The organism is Roseibium alexandrii DFL-11, assembly GCF_000158095.2.
GTDB classification, from domain to species: Bacteria; Pseudomonadota; Alphaproteobacteria; order Rhizobiales; family Stappiaceae; genus Roseibium; species Roseibium alexandrii.
Genome location: NZ_CM011002.1, coordinates 4,863,556 through 4,883,054 on the forward strand (window position 1 = coordinate 4,863,556; position 19,499 = coordinate 4,883,054).

Annotated in this window: 17 protein-coding genes; 9 read left to right on the forward strand and 8 right to left on the reverse strand. The window is 55.4% G+C overall.

Annotation, left to right across the window (positions count from 1 at the left end; genetic code table 11):
- Window positions 1-7: 7 nt before the first annotated feature.
- The 3 genes from SADFL11_RS22465 to SADFL11_RS22475 all read right to left on the reverse strand — a co-directional run bounded on the left by SADFL11_RS22465 (window position 8) and on the right by SADFL11_RS22475 (window position 3,176).
- The gene (locus tag SADFL11_RS22465) at window positions 8-922 is read right to left on the reverse strand and encodes a carbohydrate ABC transporter permease (protein WP_134853112.1); all 915 of its coding nucleotides are present in this window, start codon (window positions 920-922) and stop codon (window positions 8-10) included.
- Between the two features lie 65 nt (window positions 923-987).
- Window positions 988-2,241 (reverse strand): ABC transporter substrate-binding protein, encoded by a 1,254-nt coding sequence (locus SADFL11_RS22470; protein ID WP_008192173.1) that lies wholly within the window; start codon window positions 2,239-2,241, stop codon window positions 988-990.
- A complete protein-coding gene (locus SADFL11_RS22475) occupies window positions 2,238-3,176 on the reverse strand; it encodes an N-acetylmuramic acid 6-phosphate etherase (RefSeq protein ID WP_008190083.1) in 939 nt (312 codons plus the stop codon). The genes SADFL11_RS22470 and SADFL11_RS22475 overlap by 4 nt, the downstream gene beginning before the upstream one ends.
- 157 nt (window positions 3,177-3,333) lie before the next feature.
- On the opposite strand from SADFL11_RS22475, the gene SADFL11_RS22480 reads away from it, so the two are divergent.
- Genes SADFL11_RS22480 through SADFL11_RS22500 form a run of 5 tightly spaced genes read left to right on the forward strand, consistent with a single transcriptional unit; the run spans window position 3,334 to window position 7,862 of the window.
- On the forward strand, window positions 3,334-4,212 hold the full coding sequence (locus SADFL11_RS22480) for a glucosamine kinase nucleotide-binding domain-containing protein (protein WP_008189808.1): 879 nt from the start codon (window positions 3,334-3,336) through the stop codon (window positions 4,210-4,212).
- Entirely contained in the window at window positions 4,206-4,961 is a 756-nt protein-coding gene (locus SADFL11_RS22485) for a GntR family transcriptional regulator (RefSeq protein WP_008194165.1), read from the forward strand. Before SADFL11_RS22480 ends, SADFL11_RS22485 begins: the two co-directional genes overlap by 7 nt.
- A gap of 31 nt (window positions 4,962-4,992) precedes the next feature.
- Window positions 4,993-6,000 carry an SIS domain-containing protein gene (locus SADFL11_RS22490; protein ID WP_008189091.1) on the forward strand — a complete coding sequence of 336 codons (1,008 nt, stop codon included), beginning with the start codon at window positions 4,993-4,995 and terminating at the stop codon, window positions 5,998-6,000.
- Entirely contained in the window at window positions 5,997-7,136 is a 1,140-nt protein-coding gene (nagA, locus tag SADFL11_RS22495) for an N-acetylglucosamine-6-phosphate deacetylase (RefSeq protein ID WP_008196117.1), read from the forward strand. The genes SADFL11_RS22490 and nagA overlap by 4 nt, the downstream gene beginning before the upstream one ends.
- A 9-nt stretch (window positions 7,137-7,145) precedes the next feature.
- The gene (locus SADFL11_RS22500) at window positions 7,146-7,862 is read left to right on the forward strand and encodes a copper homeostasis protein CutC (RefSeq protein ID WP_040450956.1); all 717 of its coding nucleotides are present in this window, start codon (window positions 7,146-7,148) and stop codon (window positions 7,860-7,862) included.
- Between the two features lie 18 nt (window positions 7,863-7,880).
- Here the strand turns inward: SADFL11_RS22500 and SADFL11_RS22505 are convergent, their stop codons facing one another.
- Window positions 7,881-8,369, reverse strand: a complete 489-nt coding sequence (locus SADFL11_RS22505; RefSeq protein WP_008192414.1) for a MarR family winged helix-turn-helix transcriptional regulator — start codon at window positions 8,367-8,369, stop codon at window positions 7,881-7,883.
- Window positions 8,370-8,455: 86 nt separating this feature from the next.
- Here SADFL11_RS22505 and SADFL11_RS22510 point away from each other — a divergent pair, with 86 nt between their 5' ends.
- The 3 genes from SADFL11_RS22510 to SADFL11_RS22520 are packed head-to-tail and all read left to right on the forward strand — an operon-like array spanning window position 8,456 to window position 13,176.
- Window positions 8,456-10,231, forward strand: coding sequence for an N-acetylglutaminylglutamine amidotransferase (locus SADFL11_RS22510; protein WP_008195886.1), 1,776 nt, complete (start codon window positions 8,456-8,458; stop codon window positions 10,229-10,231).
- Window positions 10,232-10,234: 3 nt separating this feature from the next.
- Window positions 10,235-12,013: an N-acetylglutaminylglutamine synthetase gene (gene ngg / locus SADFL11_RS22515; RefSeq protein ID WP_008191940.1), complete on the forward strand. Its 1,779-nt coding sequence runs from the start codon at window positions 10,235-10,237 to the stop codon at window positions 12,011-12,013.
- Complete coding sequence (locus SADFL11_RS22520; protein ID WP_040450955.1) at window positions 12,010-13,176, forward strand: osmoprotectant NAGGN system M42 family peptidase; 1,167 nt, start codon at window positions 12,010-12,012, stop codon at window positions 13,174-13,176. Before ngg ends, SADFL11_RS22520 begins: the two co-directional genes overlap by 4 nt.
- Here SADFL11_RS22520 and SADFL11_RS22525 read toward each other — a convergent pair.
- From SADFL11_RS22525 to SADFL11_RS22540, 4 genes are read right to left on the reverse strand one after another with little or no spacing between them, the layout of a single operon-like run.
- Window positions 13,136-14,035, reverse strand: coding sequence for a heme ABC transporter ATP-binding protein (locus tag SADFL11_RS22525; RefSeq protein WP_008191317.1), 900 nt, complete (start codon window positions 14,033-14,035; stop codon window positions 13,136-13,138). The two genes, SADFL11_RS22520 and SADFL11_RS22525, sit on opposite strands and share 41 nt — an antisense overlap.
- The gene (locus SADFL11_RS22530; RefSeq protein ID WP_008192955.1) at window positions 14,032-15,165 is read right to left on the reverse strand and encodes a FecCD family ABC transporter permease; all 1,134 of its coding nucleotides are present in this window, start codon (window positions 15,163-15,165) and stop codon (window positions 14,032-14,034) included. Before SADFL11_RS22530 ends, SADFL11_RS22525 begins: the two co-directional genes overlap by 4 nt.
- A 5-nt stretch (window positions 15,166-15,170) precedes the next feature.
- Window positions 15,171-16,055, reverse strand: a complete 885-nt coding sequence (locus tag SADFL11_RS22535) for a heme/hemin ABC transporter substrate-binding protein (protein ID WP_008196680.1) — start codon at window positions 16,053-16,055, stop codon at window positions 15,171-15,173.
- Window positions 16,052-17,140: a hemin-degrading factor gene (locus SADFL11_RS22540; RefSeq protein WP_040452471.1), complete on the reverse strand. Its 1,089-nt coding sequence runs from the start codon at window positions 17,138-17,140 to the stop codon at window positions 16,052-16,054. The genes SADFL11_RS22535 and SADFL11_RS22540 overlap by 4 nt, the downstream gene beginning before the upstream one ends.
- Window positions 17,141-17,401: 261 nt before the next feature.
- Here SADFL11_RS22540 and SADFL11_RS22545 point away from each other — a divergent pair, with 261 nt between their 5' ends.
- Window positions 17,402-19,474: a TonB-dependent receptor domain-containing protein gene (locus tag SADFL11_RS22545; RefSeq protein ID WP_040450954.1), complete on the forward strand. Its 2,073-nt coding sequence runs from the start codon at window positions 17,402-17,404 to the stop codon at window positions 19,472-19,474.
- Window positions 19,475-19,499: the final 25 nt, after the last annotated feature.

The following is a 19,499-nucleotide window of genomic DNA, read 5'->3' on the forward strand; positions in this document are numbered from 1 at the left end:
TTTGAACTCACAACTGATACCGGCGGAGCCGTGTTTGAATGCCGAAGAGGTAGACACAAACGCCGACGAGAATGATGGCGAACATGGCACTTGCGACCGCGGCGCCCATATGCGGATCGCCGAGCTGAAGCTGGAAGCCGAAGAATGTCCGGTAGAAGAACGTGCCAAGGATATCGGTCGAGAAATTCGGGCCGGCGAGGGCACCTTGCGAGGCGTAGATCAGGTCGAAAGCGTTGAAGTTGCCGACAAACGTGAGGATTGAGATGATCCCGATCGATGGCAGGATCAATGGCAGCTTGATCTTCCAAAAAGCGTTCAGGCCCGTGATCCCGTCAATCTCACCTGCCTCCAAAATCTCTTCTGGAATGGTTAGAAGCGCTGCGTAGATGAGCATCATCGGGATGCCGACAAACTGCCCAGACGAGATTAGCGACAGGCTTGTCAGCGCATACTCTTCCTTGCCGAGCCAGGGTTGGTACAAGAAACCGAGACCGACAGAACCGAACATTGTCGGGGCGATCCCCCAGATTGGAGACAGAATGAGTTTCCAAGCAAAGCCGACGATCACGAATGAAAGGATAGTCGGGATAAAGATTGCGGAACGGTAGAGCGCTGCAAAGCGGAGTTTGGGATGAGACAGCATCGCTGCAAGTGCAATCCCGATCGGATTCTGCACCAGCATGTGGATCACGAAGAACCAGACATTGTTGCCGAGCGCATTCCAGAACTGGTCCGCCCAGACCGGTTCGCCAAACAGCGTCATGAAGTTTTGCAGGCCGACGAAAATCCGCTCCTGATCTATCCGGCTGTAGAGCGCCAGATGCAGAGTATTGAACAGCGGCAAGATCATGATTGTCGTATAGACCAGCACGGCGGGTGCCAGGAAAACGGCAATATGCCAGCGTATGCGGGGGCGTTTCATGCGGCCTCCGGTTCCGATCCGGGTAGCGTGATGGCTACCCGGATTTTGTTTAGAAAGGGACAGGCTTATTGGTGCGGCGCGTACCAGCTGGTCAGGCCGTCCTGAAGCTTGGCTCCTAGCGCCTCTGGTGTCTCGGTCCCCTTAATCGCAGCCACGCTTGCGCCCCAAGTCTCATTTTCCAGGTTCGGCGTACCGCGCGACAGGATCTGATAAGTCGACCGAATGGTGGACTCACATTCCCCGCGCCAGCTGGCAAACTCTTGCGCAAGCGGGTCTTCCAATTCGACAGGTGTTTTCGACAAGGGGAAGAAACCCGGCAGAGCGTTGCCGAAGATCGATGCGAATTCGGGGCTTGCAACCCAGGCCAGGAAAGTCTTTGCAGCATCCGCGTTCGGACTTGCGGCATTGAGGCCAATCCCAATGTCCGTGTGATCCGATATGTAGCAGGTGTCGCCTTCCGATTGTACCGGTGCCTTGAAGGCGCCCATTTCAAAATCGGCCTGTGTGTTGAAGCCTGCAAATTCCCAGCTGCCGGCAGGGTAAATCGCTGCGCGGCCAAGAGTGAACAGGTTTTGGCTGTCCGGGTAGGTCTGCGCTTCGTAACCAAAGCCCAGATACGGGGCCCATTTTGCAAGCGTTGCATAAGGTGCAACCCATTGCTCATCAGTCAGCTTTTGCTCGCCCTTGATCAGCTCGAGACGGCCTTCTTCACCTTTCCAATAGTTTGGGCCAATATTGTTGTAGCCCATGGTGGCCGCTTCCCACTGGTCGTTGGTGCCCATGGCCATCGGGATATAGCTGCCGTCGTCCTTGATCTTATCCAGAACCGCGAAAAACTCGGCTTCCGTGGTTGGAGCCTCAAGGCCAAGTTCTTCAAAAGCATCCTTGTTGTAGATGAACCCGTGAATGACCGAGGCCATCGGGACGCAGAAAGATGCCGAGGCGTCGTCGGTCTGCCACGCGGACTTTGCAACATCGGAGAAGTTGGACATTGCGTCCATGTCATCAAGCGCAGCCAGATGACCTGCTTCGAAGAGCGCAAGGGAAGCATCAAACGGGCGGCAGGTGATCAGGTCGCCCGCGCTGCCAGCTTCGAGTTTTGAATTCAGCGCCGCATTATACTCGGTCGGAGCCGTCGGAGAGAAGACGACCTTAATGCCAGGATTGTCCTTTTCGAAGGCAGGGATGATCTTGTCCTGCCACAGTGTTAGATCATCCGTCCGCCAACTTTCAATTGTCAGCGTGACATCTTCGGCCATTGCTGCAGTTGTCATCAGTGCGGTGCTTGCAAGGGCAATGCCCAGGGTTCTCAAATTCATGATGCTTTCCCCTCTGTTTGAAGAAATGGTTTGTTCTTCCGGGTCTCCGCCCGGATTTGTTCCAGCGCTGGGCGTAGATGCCCGCGTGCGTTTTCCAAAAGACTGATTGCGTGCTCGATCGAACTCGCGCCAGCCGCCAACAGGCAGGCTGTCTTGATATTGCCATCCGCTGACTTGAGTGCACCGGCGGCACCTCCTTCAGAAACTCCGGTGATCGTTGCCACCATCCGCTCGGCACGATCCCGGAGTTTGATGTTGTCAGCGCGCAAATTCACCATCATGCCGTCGTAGATGTGCCCCAGGTTCAGGGCCATCAGTGTTGAAAGCGCATTTAGAGCGATCTTTTGGGCCGTGCCTGCTCCCATGCGGGTCGAACCGGAGACGACTTCGGGCGCGGTTGGCAGATAAATGGCGTGCTTGCTCAATGCAAAAAGCGGCGCATCCGGGTTGTTGGCGATCGCGATTACGGTCGTACCGGCTTCTTTTCCAAGACGTGCGGCCTCAAGTGTGAACGGCGTGGAGCCACTGGCTGAGACGACAATGATCGTGTCCTTTTTCGAGAGCTTAGCGAGATCTGTAGCCAAACTGGCCGTCGCATCTTCCGTGTCGCCAGGCATATGCGCGGATGTGGGAATGCCGCCTGCCATGAGGATCTGGACCTGATGCTCCGGAATGCCGAATGTACCGCCAAGCTCCATCGCATCAGCCGCCGCCATCAAACCGGAAGAACCAGCGGCGACATAGTAGAGGGCTCCGTCTGTGCGGATTGAATTGGCCATGTCATAGGCAGCCGCTGTGATGACTTCCGTTGTTGTAGAAGTTGCTTGAGCAGCCGAGACCTGACCATCAATAAGGATCGCTGCAATGGCCTCTGAAGGACGTGAATCCAATCCAGAAGCAAGATTGTGCAGTTTTTCCGTGGTTGCCTCAGTCACGCGATCCTCCGTGAATTTTTAATATAGTACCTTTATAATACCATTTGTCCAGATGTTAATCGAAATTAGTGGAAAGGTTAGCAAAACCATATCAAATTCCGGTTTTGGTATCTCTTTTTCTGTTGATTTTATCAAAAGGTATTATATAGGTATTGTCATGATTGATTTCGCAGATCAGTGGGTTTTGGCGGTTGATGGTGGCGGTACGCGCTGCCGTTTGGCGTTGAGTTCGCCAGCTGCGGATATCCGTGTCGAAGTCGGCTCCGCAAATGTGACAACGGACATTTATGCCGCTCTCTCAGAGATAAACGTTGGATTGAAGGCTCTCGCAGGCAAAGCAGATCTTGCTCCGGACGATCTTGCCCGCGTTCCCGCCTATTTCGCTTTGGCTGGCTTTCAGGCGAACCGAGACCGCGGACGGTTTCTAGAAGGTATTCCGCTCAGGCGCATAAAGGTTGAAGATGACCGGCCTGCAGCATTGCAGGGCGCGCTGGGGGTGCTGGATGGTGCCTTGATCCACAGTGGGACGGGCTCTTTTTTTGGTGTCCAGGTTGATGCAAAGAAGAGGTTTTGTGGCGGTTGGGGAGCGGTCCTTGGCGACTTCGGGTCGGCGGCATGGTTCGGTAAATCCGCATTAGCTCTCGTGCTTGATGCTGAAGATGGCCTTATTGAGCAGACTGTCCTGACCGAAAAGTTGAAGGATCGGTATGGGGGAGCTGCAGGAATACTGGCGTTTGCAAACACAGCAAGACCTGCTGGTTTTGGTGCTCTGGCGCCAGAAATTCTCTCGCAATCCGATGATCCAGTTTCAGAGCGGCTGATAGACCAAGCTGTAGCACATTTTGAGGAAAATCTTCTGCATCTCGGATGGTCAGCGGGAATGCCAGTGTGTTTGACAGGCGGTCTTGCGCCTCACCTGGCGCCATTTCTCACCGAACCGGTTCGCAAGAATCTGAGCTCGGCAGCCGGGGCGCCGATCGATGGTGCAATTGCCATCGCGCGGGAGTTTGCGAAAGAGGTGCAGGTCGCATGCTGAATGATTTCCTGATGCCTGATCAGTGGTTTTCTCAAAACGCCGGGCCAAGATACGTGCAACTTCGGCATCGGCTTGAAGAAGCTATCAAAACGGGCCTTCTTCCGGCCAGCAGCTCGTTGCCTCCGGAGCGGGAAATCGCAGAACTTACCGGCTTCTCACGAGTGACCGTGCGCAAGGCCATTCAGGAAATGGTCAAGGACGGCACGATCGAGCAGCGCCAGGGCTCAGGCTCATTTGTGCGGGAAGCAACGCAACGGGTGGAGCAGTCGCTGTCCCATCTAACCTCGTTTACCGAGGATATGGCCAACCGCGGCATGCAAACGACTTCCAGATGGCTGGAGCGCGGGGTTTTCATGCCAACTACGGAAGAAATTGTGACTTTGTCCTTAACGCCGGACGACCAAGTGGCGCGCATCTACCGCCTTCGGGAGGCAGGTGGTCAGCCGATGGCCCTGGAACGTGCCGCACTTCCTCTGGATATACTGCCAAATCCGCTCGAAGTGGTGACGTCGCTTTACGAAGTGCTTGCAAAACATGGCCATCGTCCTGTGCGCGCCGTCCAGAAAATCGCCGCCGTCAACCTTGAACCTGCCGACGCTCACCTTTTGAGCGTTCCAGAAGGCACTGCAGGTCTTCGGATCCAGCGTATTTCTTACCTGGAAACCGGGCGGGTCGCGGAATTTACACAATCCATCTATCGCGGAGACGCCTATGACTTTGTTGCAGAGCTCCGGTTATCTGATCGGTGAGGACCCTCGAGTGACGTCTTCTCTTACAAAAATGAAACAGGAGATCGCGGAAATTCCGTCTGCGGTCGATCGCCTGCTGACATCCGGCAATGCGGATATTAGCCGAATTTCCGCAGAATTGAGGAGCAGCGACTTGCGCTGCCTTCTGTCTGTTGCGCGCGGGTCTTCAGATCACGCTTGCACATATTTGAAGTATGCTGCCGAGTTGCTTCTCGGCCTGCCAATGGCATCTGTCGGGCCATCACTTGCCTCTGTCTATGGGGCCAGCCTCAAGGTAGACGGTATGCTTTGTTTTTCCGTATCTCAGTCCGGCAAGAGTCCGGACATAACCCGAATGACTCGGTCCTTGACCAAGTCAGGCGCGACAACGCTGGCCATCACCAACCATCCAGGGTCACCCTTGAGTGAGGCTGCAAGCGCGACTGTTCCGATACATGCCGGGCCGGAGCTGTCGGTCGCTGCGACCAAGACCTTTGTCACATCGCTGGTTGCCGGGCTTTGGTTGCTTGCGGAGCTCAAGGCGGATGCGGGTCTCTTGGCTGCGATCCGGAACTTACCGGCACATTTGGAGGACGCTGTTGCTTGCGATTGGCGTGAAGCCGCGCCGGAAAAAGACATCGGATCGCTGTTCACGTTGGGGCGTGGACCCTCCTGGGCTGTTTCCAATGAAGCAGCTTTGAAGTTTAAGGAGACTTGCCAGATTCATGCAGAGAGCTACTCCTCCGCAGAAGTCTTGCACGGTCCGGTTTCCATTGTATCGCAGGGTTTTCCAGTCATTGCATTTGCCGCCGCCGATGCTGCTGAGCAAGCGGTTGTTGATGTTGCTGATAAACTGTCGCAGATGGGAGCGACTGTTTTCGTCAACAGTGATAAAGCGCACCGGGCAAACGTTTTGCCGATCGTACGCACGGATCACTGGCTGACCGATCCGATTGCCTCGATTGTGTCATTCTACGGTTTGGTTGAGCATGTCGCCGGGCTCCAGGGGATCAACCCGGATGCTCCTCGGCATTTGAACAAGGTCACGGAAACCGTATGACACAGACCATCGTTTTCAAGGCGGCCGCGGTTTTTGACGGCGGCAAAATTCATGAAGGGGCAGCTGTCCGGTTTGGCCCGGATGGGCTTGTGGCCTTTGGTGCCGGCGATGAGATTTTCAGCGGCGCGGACGTTATCGATCTTGGTAGTGAGATCATCTCCCCGGGTTTCGTTGATCTTCAGGTCAATGGCGGCGGCGGCGTTATGCTCAACGACGATCCAAGTGTTGAGACCGTACTCCGGATTGCCGAAGCGCATTGGTCTTTAGGTACCCGGGCCTTTCTGCCGACTTTGATCACGGACACGCGTGAAAAAACCGAGGCGGCAATCGCAGCCGTAACTCAGGCTGTCGAGAAAGACATTCCTGGCGTGGCAGGACTGCATTTGGAAGGTCCACATTTGTCTGTTGCCCGGAAAGGGGCGCATGATGCTGCCTATATCCGCCCTATGGACGATGAGGACCTCGACTTCCTCATGGCGGCGGCCCGTTCGCTCCCAGTTCTGCTCTTGACCATTGCACCGGAAAACACGTCTCTCGAGCAGGTTCGGCAGCTGAACCAGGCGGGTGCGCTCGTTTCAATTGGTCATTCGGATGCTGACTTCTCGACCGTTCAAGCCTATGCGGCGGCTGGCGCCAGGTGCGTCACACATCTCTTCAATGCGATGAGCCAAATGGGCAACCGGGAGCCCGGTGTTGTTGGGGCAGCTCTTGGCACGGGCGTCTTATCCGCTGGTCTCATTGCGGACGGGATCCATGTTCATCCGGAAATGATGCGGATTGCATTATCCGCCAAAAGCGGTCCTGGAGAAGTATTTCTGGTCAGCGATGCCATGGCGGTTGCCGGAACATCTGAGACCTCGTTCGAGCTGGATGGACGAAAAATTCTCCGCTCTAACGGGAGGCTGACCCTTGAGGACGGGACGTTGGCGGGCGCGGATTTGGACCTGTTGACTGCTGTCAGGGTTTTGGTTGACCAAGTTGACATTTCGCTGGCAGGTGCCCTGCGTGCCGCTACAAAGACGCCGGCGGAGCTGATTGATGGAAAGCCATTCAACCTTTTGGGCAGGTCCAAAGACAGCTTTATCCGCATCTCCAAGGACCTTCAGTCTCTCAGTCCATTGGCAGAAACCGGATAAGCAAACCGCATGTTGCTCGAAGTCTGTGTTGATACAATGGAAGGTGCCTGGGCTGCTGTACGTAGTGGTGCCGGGCGTATTGAACTTTGTTCTGCTTTGTCTGAGGGCGGATTGACGCCATCCGCAGGACTGATGCGTGCCGCTGCCAAATTGCCTGTTCCTGTTTATGCCATGATCCGTCCGCGAGCCGGTCACTTTCGTTTTTCTGAAGCGGAAGAAGAGATCATGGCAAGTGATATTAAGCTGGCAAAAGACTTTGGTCTTTCTGGTGTTGTCCTGGGTGCGCAACATGGAGATCATACGCTGGATCGGGACATGCTCGCGCGTCTGTCGGACAGGGCTGCGGGACTGGGCCGGACGCTCCACCGTGTGATCGATGTTGTGCCGGACCCGTTTGCCGCGCTCGAAACGGCGATTGATCTGGGGTTCGAGCGGGTTCTCACATCAGGAGGTCAAGCCACGGCCAATGCAGGGCAAGCGGTTATCCGGGAAATGGCCGCGACTGCCGACTTTCGCATTGGCATCATGCCGGGAGCAGGCCTGCGGCCCGATCTGGTAGCCAACATCATCCAATCGACGGGTGTGACTGAAGTTCACGCATCGTGCTCGGTCATCGTCATAGATGAGGATGCCGATGGTCGGTTTTGTCCTCCTGGCGGATGCAGAAAGACGTCAGAGGATCTCGTCAAGCAAATGGTCGCTGCCATCGGCAACTCAGGCTGCTAGAGCGCCGGATTTCCACTTCTAAGACGTGATCTCGTTCGTGACCTGGCCGGTGGTGAGAATTGGCGCGGCGTCCAGTTTGTGGGCATTTAACATCTCAGCTATTTCGGAAATGCTCTCCACCAGCCTGATCTTGTCTTTGTCCGTCAGTTTATCAAACTTGGCTTCGAACTCGTCATGTAGAAGTCCGGGCAGCGAGGCGACTGTTTCCTTGCCACGTTCCGTGAGCATGGTGTGAACGATGCGCCGGTCGGAAGGAGACCTGTAGCGCTCGACCAGCTTCTTCTCTTCCAGCTTGTCCAAGATTGTCACAACTGTCGCAGAACTCAGATCTGCATGGTCTGAGAGAACCTTTGTTGTGACCTCTCCCAAATCGTTGACGCCCTGCAGAACGACAATCTGCGGGATCGTCAATCCGGAGGCTTTCGCGACCTCTCGGGATCGCAGATCAATAGCCCTGACGATCCGCCGGATTGACTTGAAAATCTGAGCTGCTTCATTGGCATTCATAATTTTAGCTCTGATCATTTGAACTCTAATGATAAGAAGTCTATATACCTCCTACCAGCGAACTGGAAAGAGGAATTTTTAGATTTATGTGTGGCATTTGCGGTGAAGTTGTTTTCTCGTCAGGGCAAGCCGATACAAGCCGGGTCGACCGTATGGCGCAGGCAATGGCCGCTCGCGGTCCGGATGCGATGGGCGTTACCATGCGTGGGCGGGTGGCGTTCGGCCATCGGCGTTTGAAAATTATTGATTTGAGTGATCAGGGCGCGCAACCAATGCAGGATCCGGAGCTGGGTCTTTCTCTGGTCTTCAATGGTTGCATCTACAATTATCAAGAGCTGCGTGCGGAGCTTTCCGGAAAAGGCTACCGGTTTTTCTCTACCAGTGACACAGAGGTCATTTTGAAGTCTTGGAAGGAGTGGGGCCGTGACTGTTTCACAAGATTCCACGGTATGTTTGCCGTTGCCATCCACGAACATGACAGCGGCCGCATTCACCTCGCCCGGGACCGCTTTGGCATCAAGCCCCTTTATGTGTCAGAGGCTGAAGGCCGTTTGGCATTCGCCTCGTCGCTTCCGGCGCTGCTCAAAGGCGGAAACATTGATCGATCGATCGATAAGGTCGCGCTTCAGCATTATATGAGCTGGCACTCAGTTGTCCCGGCTCCACGGACCATTTTGAACGGTGTGCGGAAGTTGGGGCCCGCGACAGTGCGGACTTACGAAACGGATGGATCGTTTAAGAACACCGTCTACTGGGAGCCGGACTTCCGCAAATCGGAGGAAGATGTAAACCGGTCGGCAGACGACTGGCGCGATCTTGTTCTTGAAGGTTTGCGCAAGGCTGTCCGCCGCCGGATGGTCGCAGACGTACCGGTCGGCGTCTTGCTGTCAGGCGGCGTCGACTCCAGCTTGATTGTTGGTCTTCTGGCAGAGGAAGGCCAAAAGGATCTCGCGACGTTCTCGATCGGTTTCGAAGAAGCGAATGGGGAAAAGGGCGACGAATTTCAGTATTCGGACCTGATCGCCAATCACTACGGGACCAACCACAACAAGATCTTCATCCCGTCGTCTGAGCTTTTGGACAACCTGCCGGGCGCTATTGGGGCGATGTCGGAGCCGATGGTGTCATATGACAACATCGGGTTCTATTTGCTGTCCCGCGAAGTCTCCAAGCACATCAAGGTTGTTCAATCGGGGCAGGGCGCTGACGAGGTGTTCGGCGGATATCACTGGTATCCGAAACTGACGGGATCGAACCAGCCAGTCGCCGATTATGCCGATGCGTTTTTTGACCGGTCCGAAGAACAATTGAACGAGGCGATTTCGCCGGATTATCACTGTGACCGCAATGAGAGCATTGCGTTTGTTGAAACTCACTTTGGCATGGCGGGCGCTGATGATCCGGTGGACAAAGCCCTGCGCCTCGACACCAATGTCATGCTGGTTGATGATCCGGTGAAGCGGGTTGACAATCACTCCATGGCTTGGGGTCTTGAGGCTCGCGTACCGTTCCTCGATCATGAATTGGTTGAGCTGGCAGGTCGCATTCCGTCAGAACACAAGCTCGCCCAGGAGGGCAAAGGCGTTCTGAAGGAGGCTGCGCGTCTTGTGGTGCCATCTGAAGTTATCGACCGTCCGAAGGGGTACTTCCCCGTGCCAGCGCTCAAATACATACAGGGTCCTTACCTGGAAATGGTGCGGGATACGTTGACCAACAGCAAAGCCAAAGGCCGGGGTTTGTTCAACCCGGCCTATCTGGAAAAGCTGTTCGAGAACCCGACACAGTACATTACTAAACTCAGGGGATCTGAGCTCTGGCAGGTTGCTTTGCTGGAAATGTGGCTGCAGGAGCAGGAGGCCTAACGCGTGTCAGAAAAAACACCGTCCCGGGTCAAGGGGGCACTCGAACACCGTCTCAAGCGGATGCGGGATCACGGCATGAAACCGGAGTACCGCGCCGATGAGACGGACATGCCTGTCAACCAAACCATCAATTGCGGATGGGGGCGTTTGTTGTTCGGCAATACTTTCGCTGAGCCGGACGTGCTGGTTGAGGCGCTTCGCGACGAGCGCCCGGACCGCCGGGATATCGCGTTTTATGTCCGTGATCCGCATGTGGTGGTCGGACTTGCGCCGCAGGAGCTGTTCCTCGATCCCTCGCATACCTACCGATTGAACCTGTCGACCTACAGATCAGCAAAAGACACTCGGCGGGGCTTTACGGTTCGCCGGCTGTCCTCGCGCAGTGACGCGGAGCAGATCAACGCGCTCTATGCAAGCCGGGGCATGGTGCCGGTTTCGGAAGATTTCTTCTGGTCGCAGCTGGACCCGCGGGAAATCACTGTACTCGTCGCGGAAGAAGACGAAACCGGCAACATCGTTGGGACGGCCATGGGCGTTGATCATCAACGTGCCACAAGTGGTGCGGAACTCGGGTCATCACTTTGGTGCCTTGCGGTCTCCGCCCAGGCGCGCTTTCCCGGTATCGGAGAAGCATTGGTCCGCCGGTTGGCCGAAGTGTTCCAGGCGCGTGGCAACCCGCACATGGATCTTTCGGTAATGCACGACAATGACATGGCCATTGCACTTTACGAAAAGCTCGGCTTTGAACGTGTGCCGGTCTTCACCGTGAAGCTTAAGAACCCGATCAACGAAGCGCTTTACGCGGGGCCTGCGACGGAAGAAAAACTCAATCCTTATGCAACATTGATCGTCAACGAAGCACGCCGCCGTGGGATCAATGCTCAGATCATTGACGCGGAAGGCGGCTTCTTCCGGTTGTCTTACGGCGGCCGGTCTGTGCGCTGCCGGGAATCCTTGAGCGAGTTTACCACCGCTGTAGCCATGTCGATCTGCGATGACAAGGCTTCCACACGGCGCATCGTGGCGGCCGCGGGTCTGTCCGTTCCGGACCAGATGACGGTGGGCGAGGGCGACTTGAAAGCGTTTTTGCAGCGGCATGGATCTTTGGTTGTGAAGCCTACCCGCGGTGAGCAAGGCAAGGGCATCGCCATAGGTCTGGAAACGCTTGAAGATGTTGAAGCTGCGATTGATGTTGCCCGAACTTTTTCCAATGAAGTTCTGGTTGAAGAATGTGTCCAAGGATCTGATCTCAGGCTCGTAGTGATTGACTACAAGGTGGTGGCCGCAGCGATCCGCAAACCGGCTGAAATCATGGGCAACGGCAAAAGCACCGTGAGAGATCTTATACATGCCCAGTCCCGGCGGCGTGCGGCCGCAACAGGCGGGGAGTCCCGGATCCTGATTGACGACGAAGCCGAGCGGTGTTTGGCATCAGCCGGTTTTACGCTCGAAGATATCCTTCCGGACGGGCAACGCTTGGCGGTTCGACGGACGGCCAATTTGCACACCGGTGGAACAATTCATGATGTTACCGGCGAAACGCACAGCACACTGATTGAGGCTGCTGTGCGGGCTGCAAAGGCAATCCAGATCCCAGTGACGGGGATTGACCTCTTGGTGAAAAGCCCCCGGGAACCGGAGTACAATTTCATTGAAGCAAATGAACGCCCGGGCCTGGCAAATCATGAGCCGCAGCCAACGGCTGAACGTTTTGTCGATTTCCTGTTTCCGCTGTCCATGCCAAAGCCGGCGCGGGATACCTTGCAACGTGAGTTTTCATGACATTGCTTAACATTGATATCGATTATCTGGCCAAAACGCTGAGAAGCCTGCTGGAGGTCCCGAGCCCGACGGGGTACACGGACGAGCTGGCGCGGTTTGTTTCAAAAGAGCTTGAGCGTCTCGGGGTGTTTTATGAGGTGACGCGGCGCGGCGCCATCCGGGCGCGTCTGGATGGTGCAAAATCCAAGCCCGCGCGGGCTTTTGTGGCACACTTGGATACCCTTGGTGCCCAAGTCAAAACGCTGAAGGAAAACGGGCGGCTTGAGCTGGTGCCTATCGGCCACTGGTCTGCCCGTTTTGCAGAAGGTGCCCGTACGACAATCTTCTCTGAAAGCGGCGCCTATACCGGCACGATCCTGCCACTAAAGGCATCTGGCCATACGTTCAACGAAGGCATCGACAATCTTCCGGTTGGCTGGGATTACGTTGAGCTGAGAGTTGATGCCTATTCGAAATCGGCTGACGACCTGCACCGCCTTGGGATCGACATTGGTGATATCGTCGCCATCGATCCAGCGCCCGAGTTTCTTGAAAACGGCTTTATCGTCTCCCGGCATCTGGACAATAAGGCAGGGGTCGCGGTGATGCTGGCAGCACTCAAGGCCATGGTAGAATCCGAGACGAAGCCGACGGTCGATATTTTCTGGCTGTTCACAATCGCGGAAGAGACGGGGCACGGCGCGACTTCGATTTTGACGCCGGACATTGCATCCCTTGTGGCCATCGACAATGGAACATCCGCACCGGGACAAAATTCTGATGAATTCGGCGTGACGATCGCGATGGCGGATCAAACCGGCCCGTTTGACTACCACTTGACGCGCAAAATGGCTCAGCTGTGCCGGGACAACGAGATAAAATTTCAAAAGGATGTCTTCCGGTACTACCGGTCGGACGCAGCTTCTGCGATTGAAGCTGGCGCAGATGTGCGCACGGCTCTGATCACCTTTGGAATCGATGCGAGCCACGGCTACGAGCGGATCCATATGCACGCACTTCGCTCTCTGGCCGAACTGTGTACGGGGTATGCCCTCAGCCCTGTTGAGATCAAGAGGGACGCGCGGGAATTCGCGGGAATGAAAGGCTTCACGACACAGCCGACGGAAGATGCCGATCAAGACCTTAGCCCGGAAACAGAGGAGCCTGGTGCTGAGGCGTCGTAGATTCTGCGTGGGCTTCACTATACCAAATGAGCTCGGCCAATTGAGGGGTAACTTGAAACCTTCCCTCTTTTGACCGGTTGATTTCGAGCGGCATTTCGAAGGTTGGGGTCAGTGTCTTTTCCGAAAAGGCATCCTCAAGCGAACCGTGCCGCACCTTCGACCCATTTTTCATAACAAGGATCTTGTCTGCAAAAGCGGCTGTTAGGTTCAGGTCATGCATTACTGCGATCACACCGCCGCCGCGCCGGGCATAGTCCTTTGCAAGTTTCATGATTTGATACTGGTGTTTGATATCGAGGCTCGACACCGGCTCATCCAGGAATAGCCAGCGCGGCGTTCCATCTGCCGCAACGGGATCCCAAACCTGGCAAACCACGCGGGCTAAGTGTGCCCGTTGTTGTTCACCGCCGGACAAGTCTTGATAGGTGCGGGCTTCAAACCCCGGAAGACCAACAAGGGCCAAGGCTTCAGCAATACGGTGAGCCCGTGCAAGGCGGCCTTGCCTCCGGTCCAGAATGCCGAGACCAATGACTTCCGAAACTGTGAGCGGAAACGACAGGTGGCTTGCTTGGGGCAATACGCCCCTTGCCAGCGCTTGAGCTTCCGGCGACAGGCTTGCAACTTCGTGTCCGCCCAACTGAATGCTGCCTGAATAGGGCCGCTCTCCGGTGATCGCCTTTAAAAGTGTTGTCTTGCCGGACCCGCTGGGTCCGATGATGGCCAACAACTCTCCAGCGTAAGCGCTGAAATACATATCGTTTACAATGCAGCTGCTGCCCAATGTGACTTTCACGTCCTTGACATCCAGGGATTTGACATGGGCGGCGACATTTTGAGTGAGAACGGAAGGATTGCTCATAGGCCGGTCAATCCTCTGTTCCGCAGCAATATCCAAAGGAAGAAGGGCGCGCCAACAACGGCAGTGATGATCCCGATCGGAAGTTCTGCAGGCGCAACGACTGTCCGCGCCAGTGTGTCGGCGCCAATCAACAGGATTGCTCCAAGCAGCGCGGCCGCGGGCAGGAGATATTTATGATCCGGCCCGATCGACAGCCGCAACAGATGTGGTACGACGATACCGACAAATCCGATCCCTCCGCTCACGGCGACCGACGCACCGGTTGCCGCTGCGACCAGAAGAATGCTGATGTTCTTGAGCCTTTGGACACGAATCCCAATGTGAGCGGCTGCAGCTTCGCCCAGTGTCAGCGCATTAAGGCCTCTCGCAAGGAAAGGTGTTGCCACGAGCATTGTCAGTATGATCGGTGCAGCGGAAGCCACTTTTTCCCAGTTTGCTCCAGCAAGCGAGCCAAGCCCCCAAAACTGTAGATCGCGGAGTTGACTGTCGTCGGCCACATAGACGAGAAGGCCGGTGATCGCGCCCGTCAATGCGCCAAGGGCGATCCCGGCCAGCAAGAGTGTGGCAACAGATGTAAAGCCGCCGCGTGTGCCAATCCGGTAGAGCAGCAATGTGTTGATGAGCCCGCCTGCAAACGCGGCAAACGGGATTGTATAGATGCCCAGTACCGTCATTACCGGTGCGAGTGCCGCGTTGCCCAGAACGATGAACAGAGCAGCTCCAAGACCAGCACCTGCAGACACGCCGACTATTCCCGGATCTGCCAATGGATTGCGAAACAATCCCTGCATCACTCCTCCCGAGACAGCGAGCGCCGCTCCGATCAGCGCGCCGAGAGTGATCCTTGGCAACCGGATGTCCATCACAACGATCCAATCCCGCGCGGAAACCGTCTCCGGCAGCGGCGCGGACGGATCCGCCAGATGGCTCGGGATATGAGGCAAAAGGTCGAATACCGGAACCAAGATGGGCCCTGTCGCCAAGCTGCCGATCATCGTGGCAATCAAGAGCATGGCGAGTGCTGCGATTACCCAGCGGGCAATGCTTGCCCGATCTCCGTGTTTCAAGGCCGTGAGCCCAAAAATGGCGGCCAGTCCACCCTCTTGCCGCGGCAAAGACGCATCGGTCATCCCGCCTAACTCCGTATTTCAGAAAGGTTCTGAGCAAGGTCCTGGATTGCGTCCGCAGTGCGGGGACCAAATCCAAGCAGATAGTCACCTGGCATCTTCAAGAGGCGGTTGGCCTTTCCCGCAGGCGTTTGCGCAAGAGCTGGGTGAGAGAAGAGATCATCAGCTGAAGCGCTATGATCACCTTCCCGGTCCATCATCAAGACGATGTCTGGCATCGCGCTCAGGATCGCTTCGTCGCTGAGCTGTTTGTAGCCAGAGAACTCACTGACTGCGTTCTTTGCGCCCGCCAGGGTGATAATACCGTCGGCCGCGGTGTCAGCCCCGCCAGCCATAATCCGCCCACCGCGCGTGGACAAAACAAACAGGACGCGGACGTTATCGTTCCGGCCAGCGGCTTGTTCTTGCGCAGTTTTGAGGTCGGCTTCAATCTTCTGCGCAAGAGCGTCGGCTTTCTCCGGAACGCCCAGGGCCGAGCCAACAGTCCGGATTTTGGCCACGATACCTTCCGGCGTGAATTCGTTCGGGACGTTGGCAATTGCGATCCCTGATTTTTCCAAGACGTCGACAGTTTCCTGAGGTCCGCTGCCATCCAGCATCAAAAGAAGATCGGGATCGACCGAGAGAACTCCTTCTGGAGACAGGGCGCGGATATAGCCTATGTCCGGCAAATCATGGGCTTCTTGCGGATGAACACTGGTTGAATCCCTCGCAACGAGGCGGTACTCCTCTTTCAACGCAAAGACCACTTCGGTCACAGAACCTCCAACTGCAACCACCCGTTTTGAGGCCTCATCCGCTGAGAGTGGATGAAGAGTTAGGCCAAGTGCTGTTGCCGTCAGGAGTGCCGCGGTGACGCACTCAAGATAGAGAGAACGAAGTCTGGTGATCATTCGGCGGCTCCTAGCGTGATAGCGTGATCGAGTTTTGGGAGGTTTTCAGCAAGGCCGCACCAGCCGGATCGTTCGACATTTCCTTCGCCGCGCACTCCGAAGAACTGAATGATTTGCTGGCCGTCGCTGTCATAAGCTTCAATTGACGTTACATGCCCGACATCTGCGGGTTTTCGAACGGCCCAGACATCATGAATGTGATCGGTCCGAAGATGCAGATGGAACGTCCGGTCCATGATGTTGATCCATGGTCCCTTTTCCAGGACGTTTGCGATCTGACCCGAGTGGATCTGGATACATCCGCGGTTGCCAACGAAGCACATGATCGGAATGTGCTCTGAGGCTGCCAGGCGCAGAAGAGCTTGAACTGAGCCTTTGTCGAGTGGCCATGCCCAGCTTTCACCGGCAAGTTCAAAGGCACTCAACCGATCCAGTTCGAGGTCTTTCAAAAGGCCATGGAACTGGTGGGGATCTGTCATGGATTGCCAGCGGTCGCGGAGTTGCATCTCCGCGTGAACAGTCGGCAATTTGCGTGAAAAGACCGGAGCCGGTGTGATGTCCGGCAAAACCTCTGGCTGTTGATCGGGAAGCGTTAGAAGCTCGACGAGCTGATCCCAAGCGTTCGTGTTTGTCTCTGGCCGGGCATGGATCTTTTGGACCGCATCGCCATGGGCATCAAAGAACTGCAGGGAGCGACGTACATCCTCGCCCTCTATTTTTTCAACGGCAAATCCGTGGACCCAACTGGCAGGGAACATTCGTGTGTCGATTTGTTCTCCCAGCATGAGTGCAGCGCGCTTCCCATTTATGAATTTTTCAAACTCGCCAATCTTCTCATGCACGGCGCTTTCGTTGCGCGTAAGAGCCATAACTGGCCCGACATTCTGAAGCCCGGCAAAAAGATCGTCGAACTTCGGATCAATCCGGCGGGTGCCATGACCAACGAAGCTCGCAACCAGTTCAGCTTCTGAAATGCCAATGGTCCGAGCGAGATCCCTTTCCCGCATTTTAGGTGCGTGCGCACGGGCTTTTCTGATCTCGGCTGCAGTAGGTCGAGAGGCGCTTTCTAGGCCATCTGCGGTCATCTGAATTTCCTCTTCATTTGCCATAGACGTTCGATCTATCGGGCCCGTCTTGAATGTAGTGGCGTGACTAAGTGTTTGTCCCTGTTTCGAAAATTAGAACCTTTCCAAAGAAGTTATTTTTCGATTCAGGCTTAGACTGATACTTGACTTCACTACTCATGTTTTATAGTGAACGCAATACCTGAGTCATTGACTCAAGTTAAAAATGTTGTTTGGCAGGTAGCATAAAAGGACGCGAAAACGCGCACTTTGGAGAAATTTATGGGGCTCAGAAATACCCTTCGCGCCGATCTATTGGGCGGTGTTGCACTGTGGATGTTTGCTTTTGGTGGGGCGGCGTTCGCACAAGATGAAGTGGCAACGCCACTCCAGAGAATCGTGCTTGGAACAGGTGTTGAGAAAGTTGCAATTGACACACCGCAAGCAGTGACGGTTCTGGATCAGGACACGATCGACAACGAACAGGCAGCGACGATCGGCGAGTTGTTCCGGGATATTCCAGGCGTGACGGTCATCGGCAGTGATCGCATCGGTGGGCAGTCTTTCAACATTCGCGGAATTGGCGACTTGGCGTCGTCCGATGAGTCCAAAATTATTGTGACCGTGGACGGTGCTACAAAGTTTTATGAGCAATACCGGCTCGGGTCCTTTTTCTCCGACCCAGAGCTCTATAAGCAGGTTGAGGTGTTGCGAGGTCCTGCCTCATCAACGCTGTATGGTGCGGGCGCGTTGGGTGGCGTGATCAACTTCACCACTAAGGATCCGAGCGATTTTCTGAAACCGGAAGATACGGCTGTCTTGCGGCTGAAGGGCATGTACGACTCCAACAAGTGGGGCTTCATGACTTCGGCTGCGGGGGCGGTGCGCCTTTCAGAAAACACAGAGTTTCTGGTGAATGGCCTCTTCCGCAAGTCGAATGACATTGAGGACGGACACGGGATTGAAATCCCCGGATCTGCGTTTTCTTCGTTCTCTGGTCTAGCCAAAATTGTGCACCATTTTGGTGAGAACAAGGAACAGGCTGTCCGCCTGTCTTACCAACGCTGGCAAAGCGACGCCGACGATACCCAATACTCACAAACCAACACTGCAGGTTTCGGTACGATCGATCGGGATATCACCGACCAGACTGTGGTCTTGAATTATGAAAATCCGGCGAGCGACAATCCCTATCTCGATCTGGCTGTGAACCTGTCCTTTTCGGATACACAAGTTGAGCAGAAAAACTCGTCGCTTGGGGCGTTCTCACCATCTCAGCTCTTTGAAGATGGAAAGTACGGTTATCGTACCTGGCAGGGAAAGGTCGTGAACACATTTGAGCATTCCGGATCAGCCTTTGAGAACTTCCTGACTGTCGGAACCCAGCTCTCTTATCAAGAGCGCACGGCACAGACGACCAGCGGTTCCATCGGATTTCATCCAGAAGGCACAGATACCAAGATTGGGGTTTACGTACAGGACGAATTCATTTGGCAGGATCGGCTGACCCTCATTCCTGGTGTCCGCGTGGATTCGATCAACCTGTCGCCAGACACTATGATTGATGGCGCATCGGATCAGTCCGAGGTAGCTTTCTCGCCAAAACTTGCTGCGCTCTACAAGTTCAACGACACGTTCTCCATTTTCGGATCGGTTGCCCATACCGAACGTGCTCCGACATTGGATGAGATGTTCTCCACATCCGGTGCCACAAGCACGTATCCGGGCGGCCGGCTTGCAAGTCTGAACCTTGACAAGGAACAGTCGAACGCTGTTGAAGCCGGGTTTTCCGTATCAGCCTATGATCTTGTTCAGGACGGCGACGGTCTGCAGCTGAAGACCACGGCCTTCTACAACGACCTGAAAGACCTGATTTCGACAAATCCCGACCGGGGCCAAACCACGCCGGTTCGCTACTACGTCAATGTCGATGAGGCGGAGATCTATGGTGTCGAGATGGAGGCGGCCTATAACTCCGAATACGTTTACAGCACAGTTGCCTTCAGCATTGTCCGGGGCGAAGACAAGGCTACCGGCGAAACGCTGACGTCCATTCCGGCCGACACGCTTGCCGTCACGCTGGGCGGACGTGTGCCGCAGTATGATCTTGACTTTGGATGGCGCGGACTTTTTGCCGCCAGCATCGACACTGGTGCGACCGCAGGACCCTTTGCCGGATATGCGGTTCACGATGTCTTTGCCAGCTGGAAGCCTCAGGATGGTCATTTCGCCGGCATGGAGCTGCGAGCAGCGGTCGAAAACATCTTTGACAAGTCCTACCAAAACAATCTGGCCGGCGACAGAGGCCGCGGCCGGACCTTCAAACTCACCCTGAACAAGGAAATCAGCTGGTGAGGTAACTGTTGGCCAGCTCAGCATC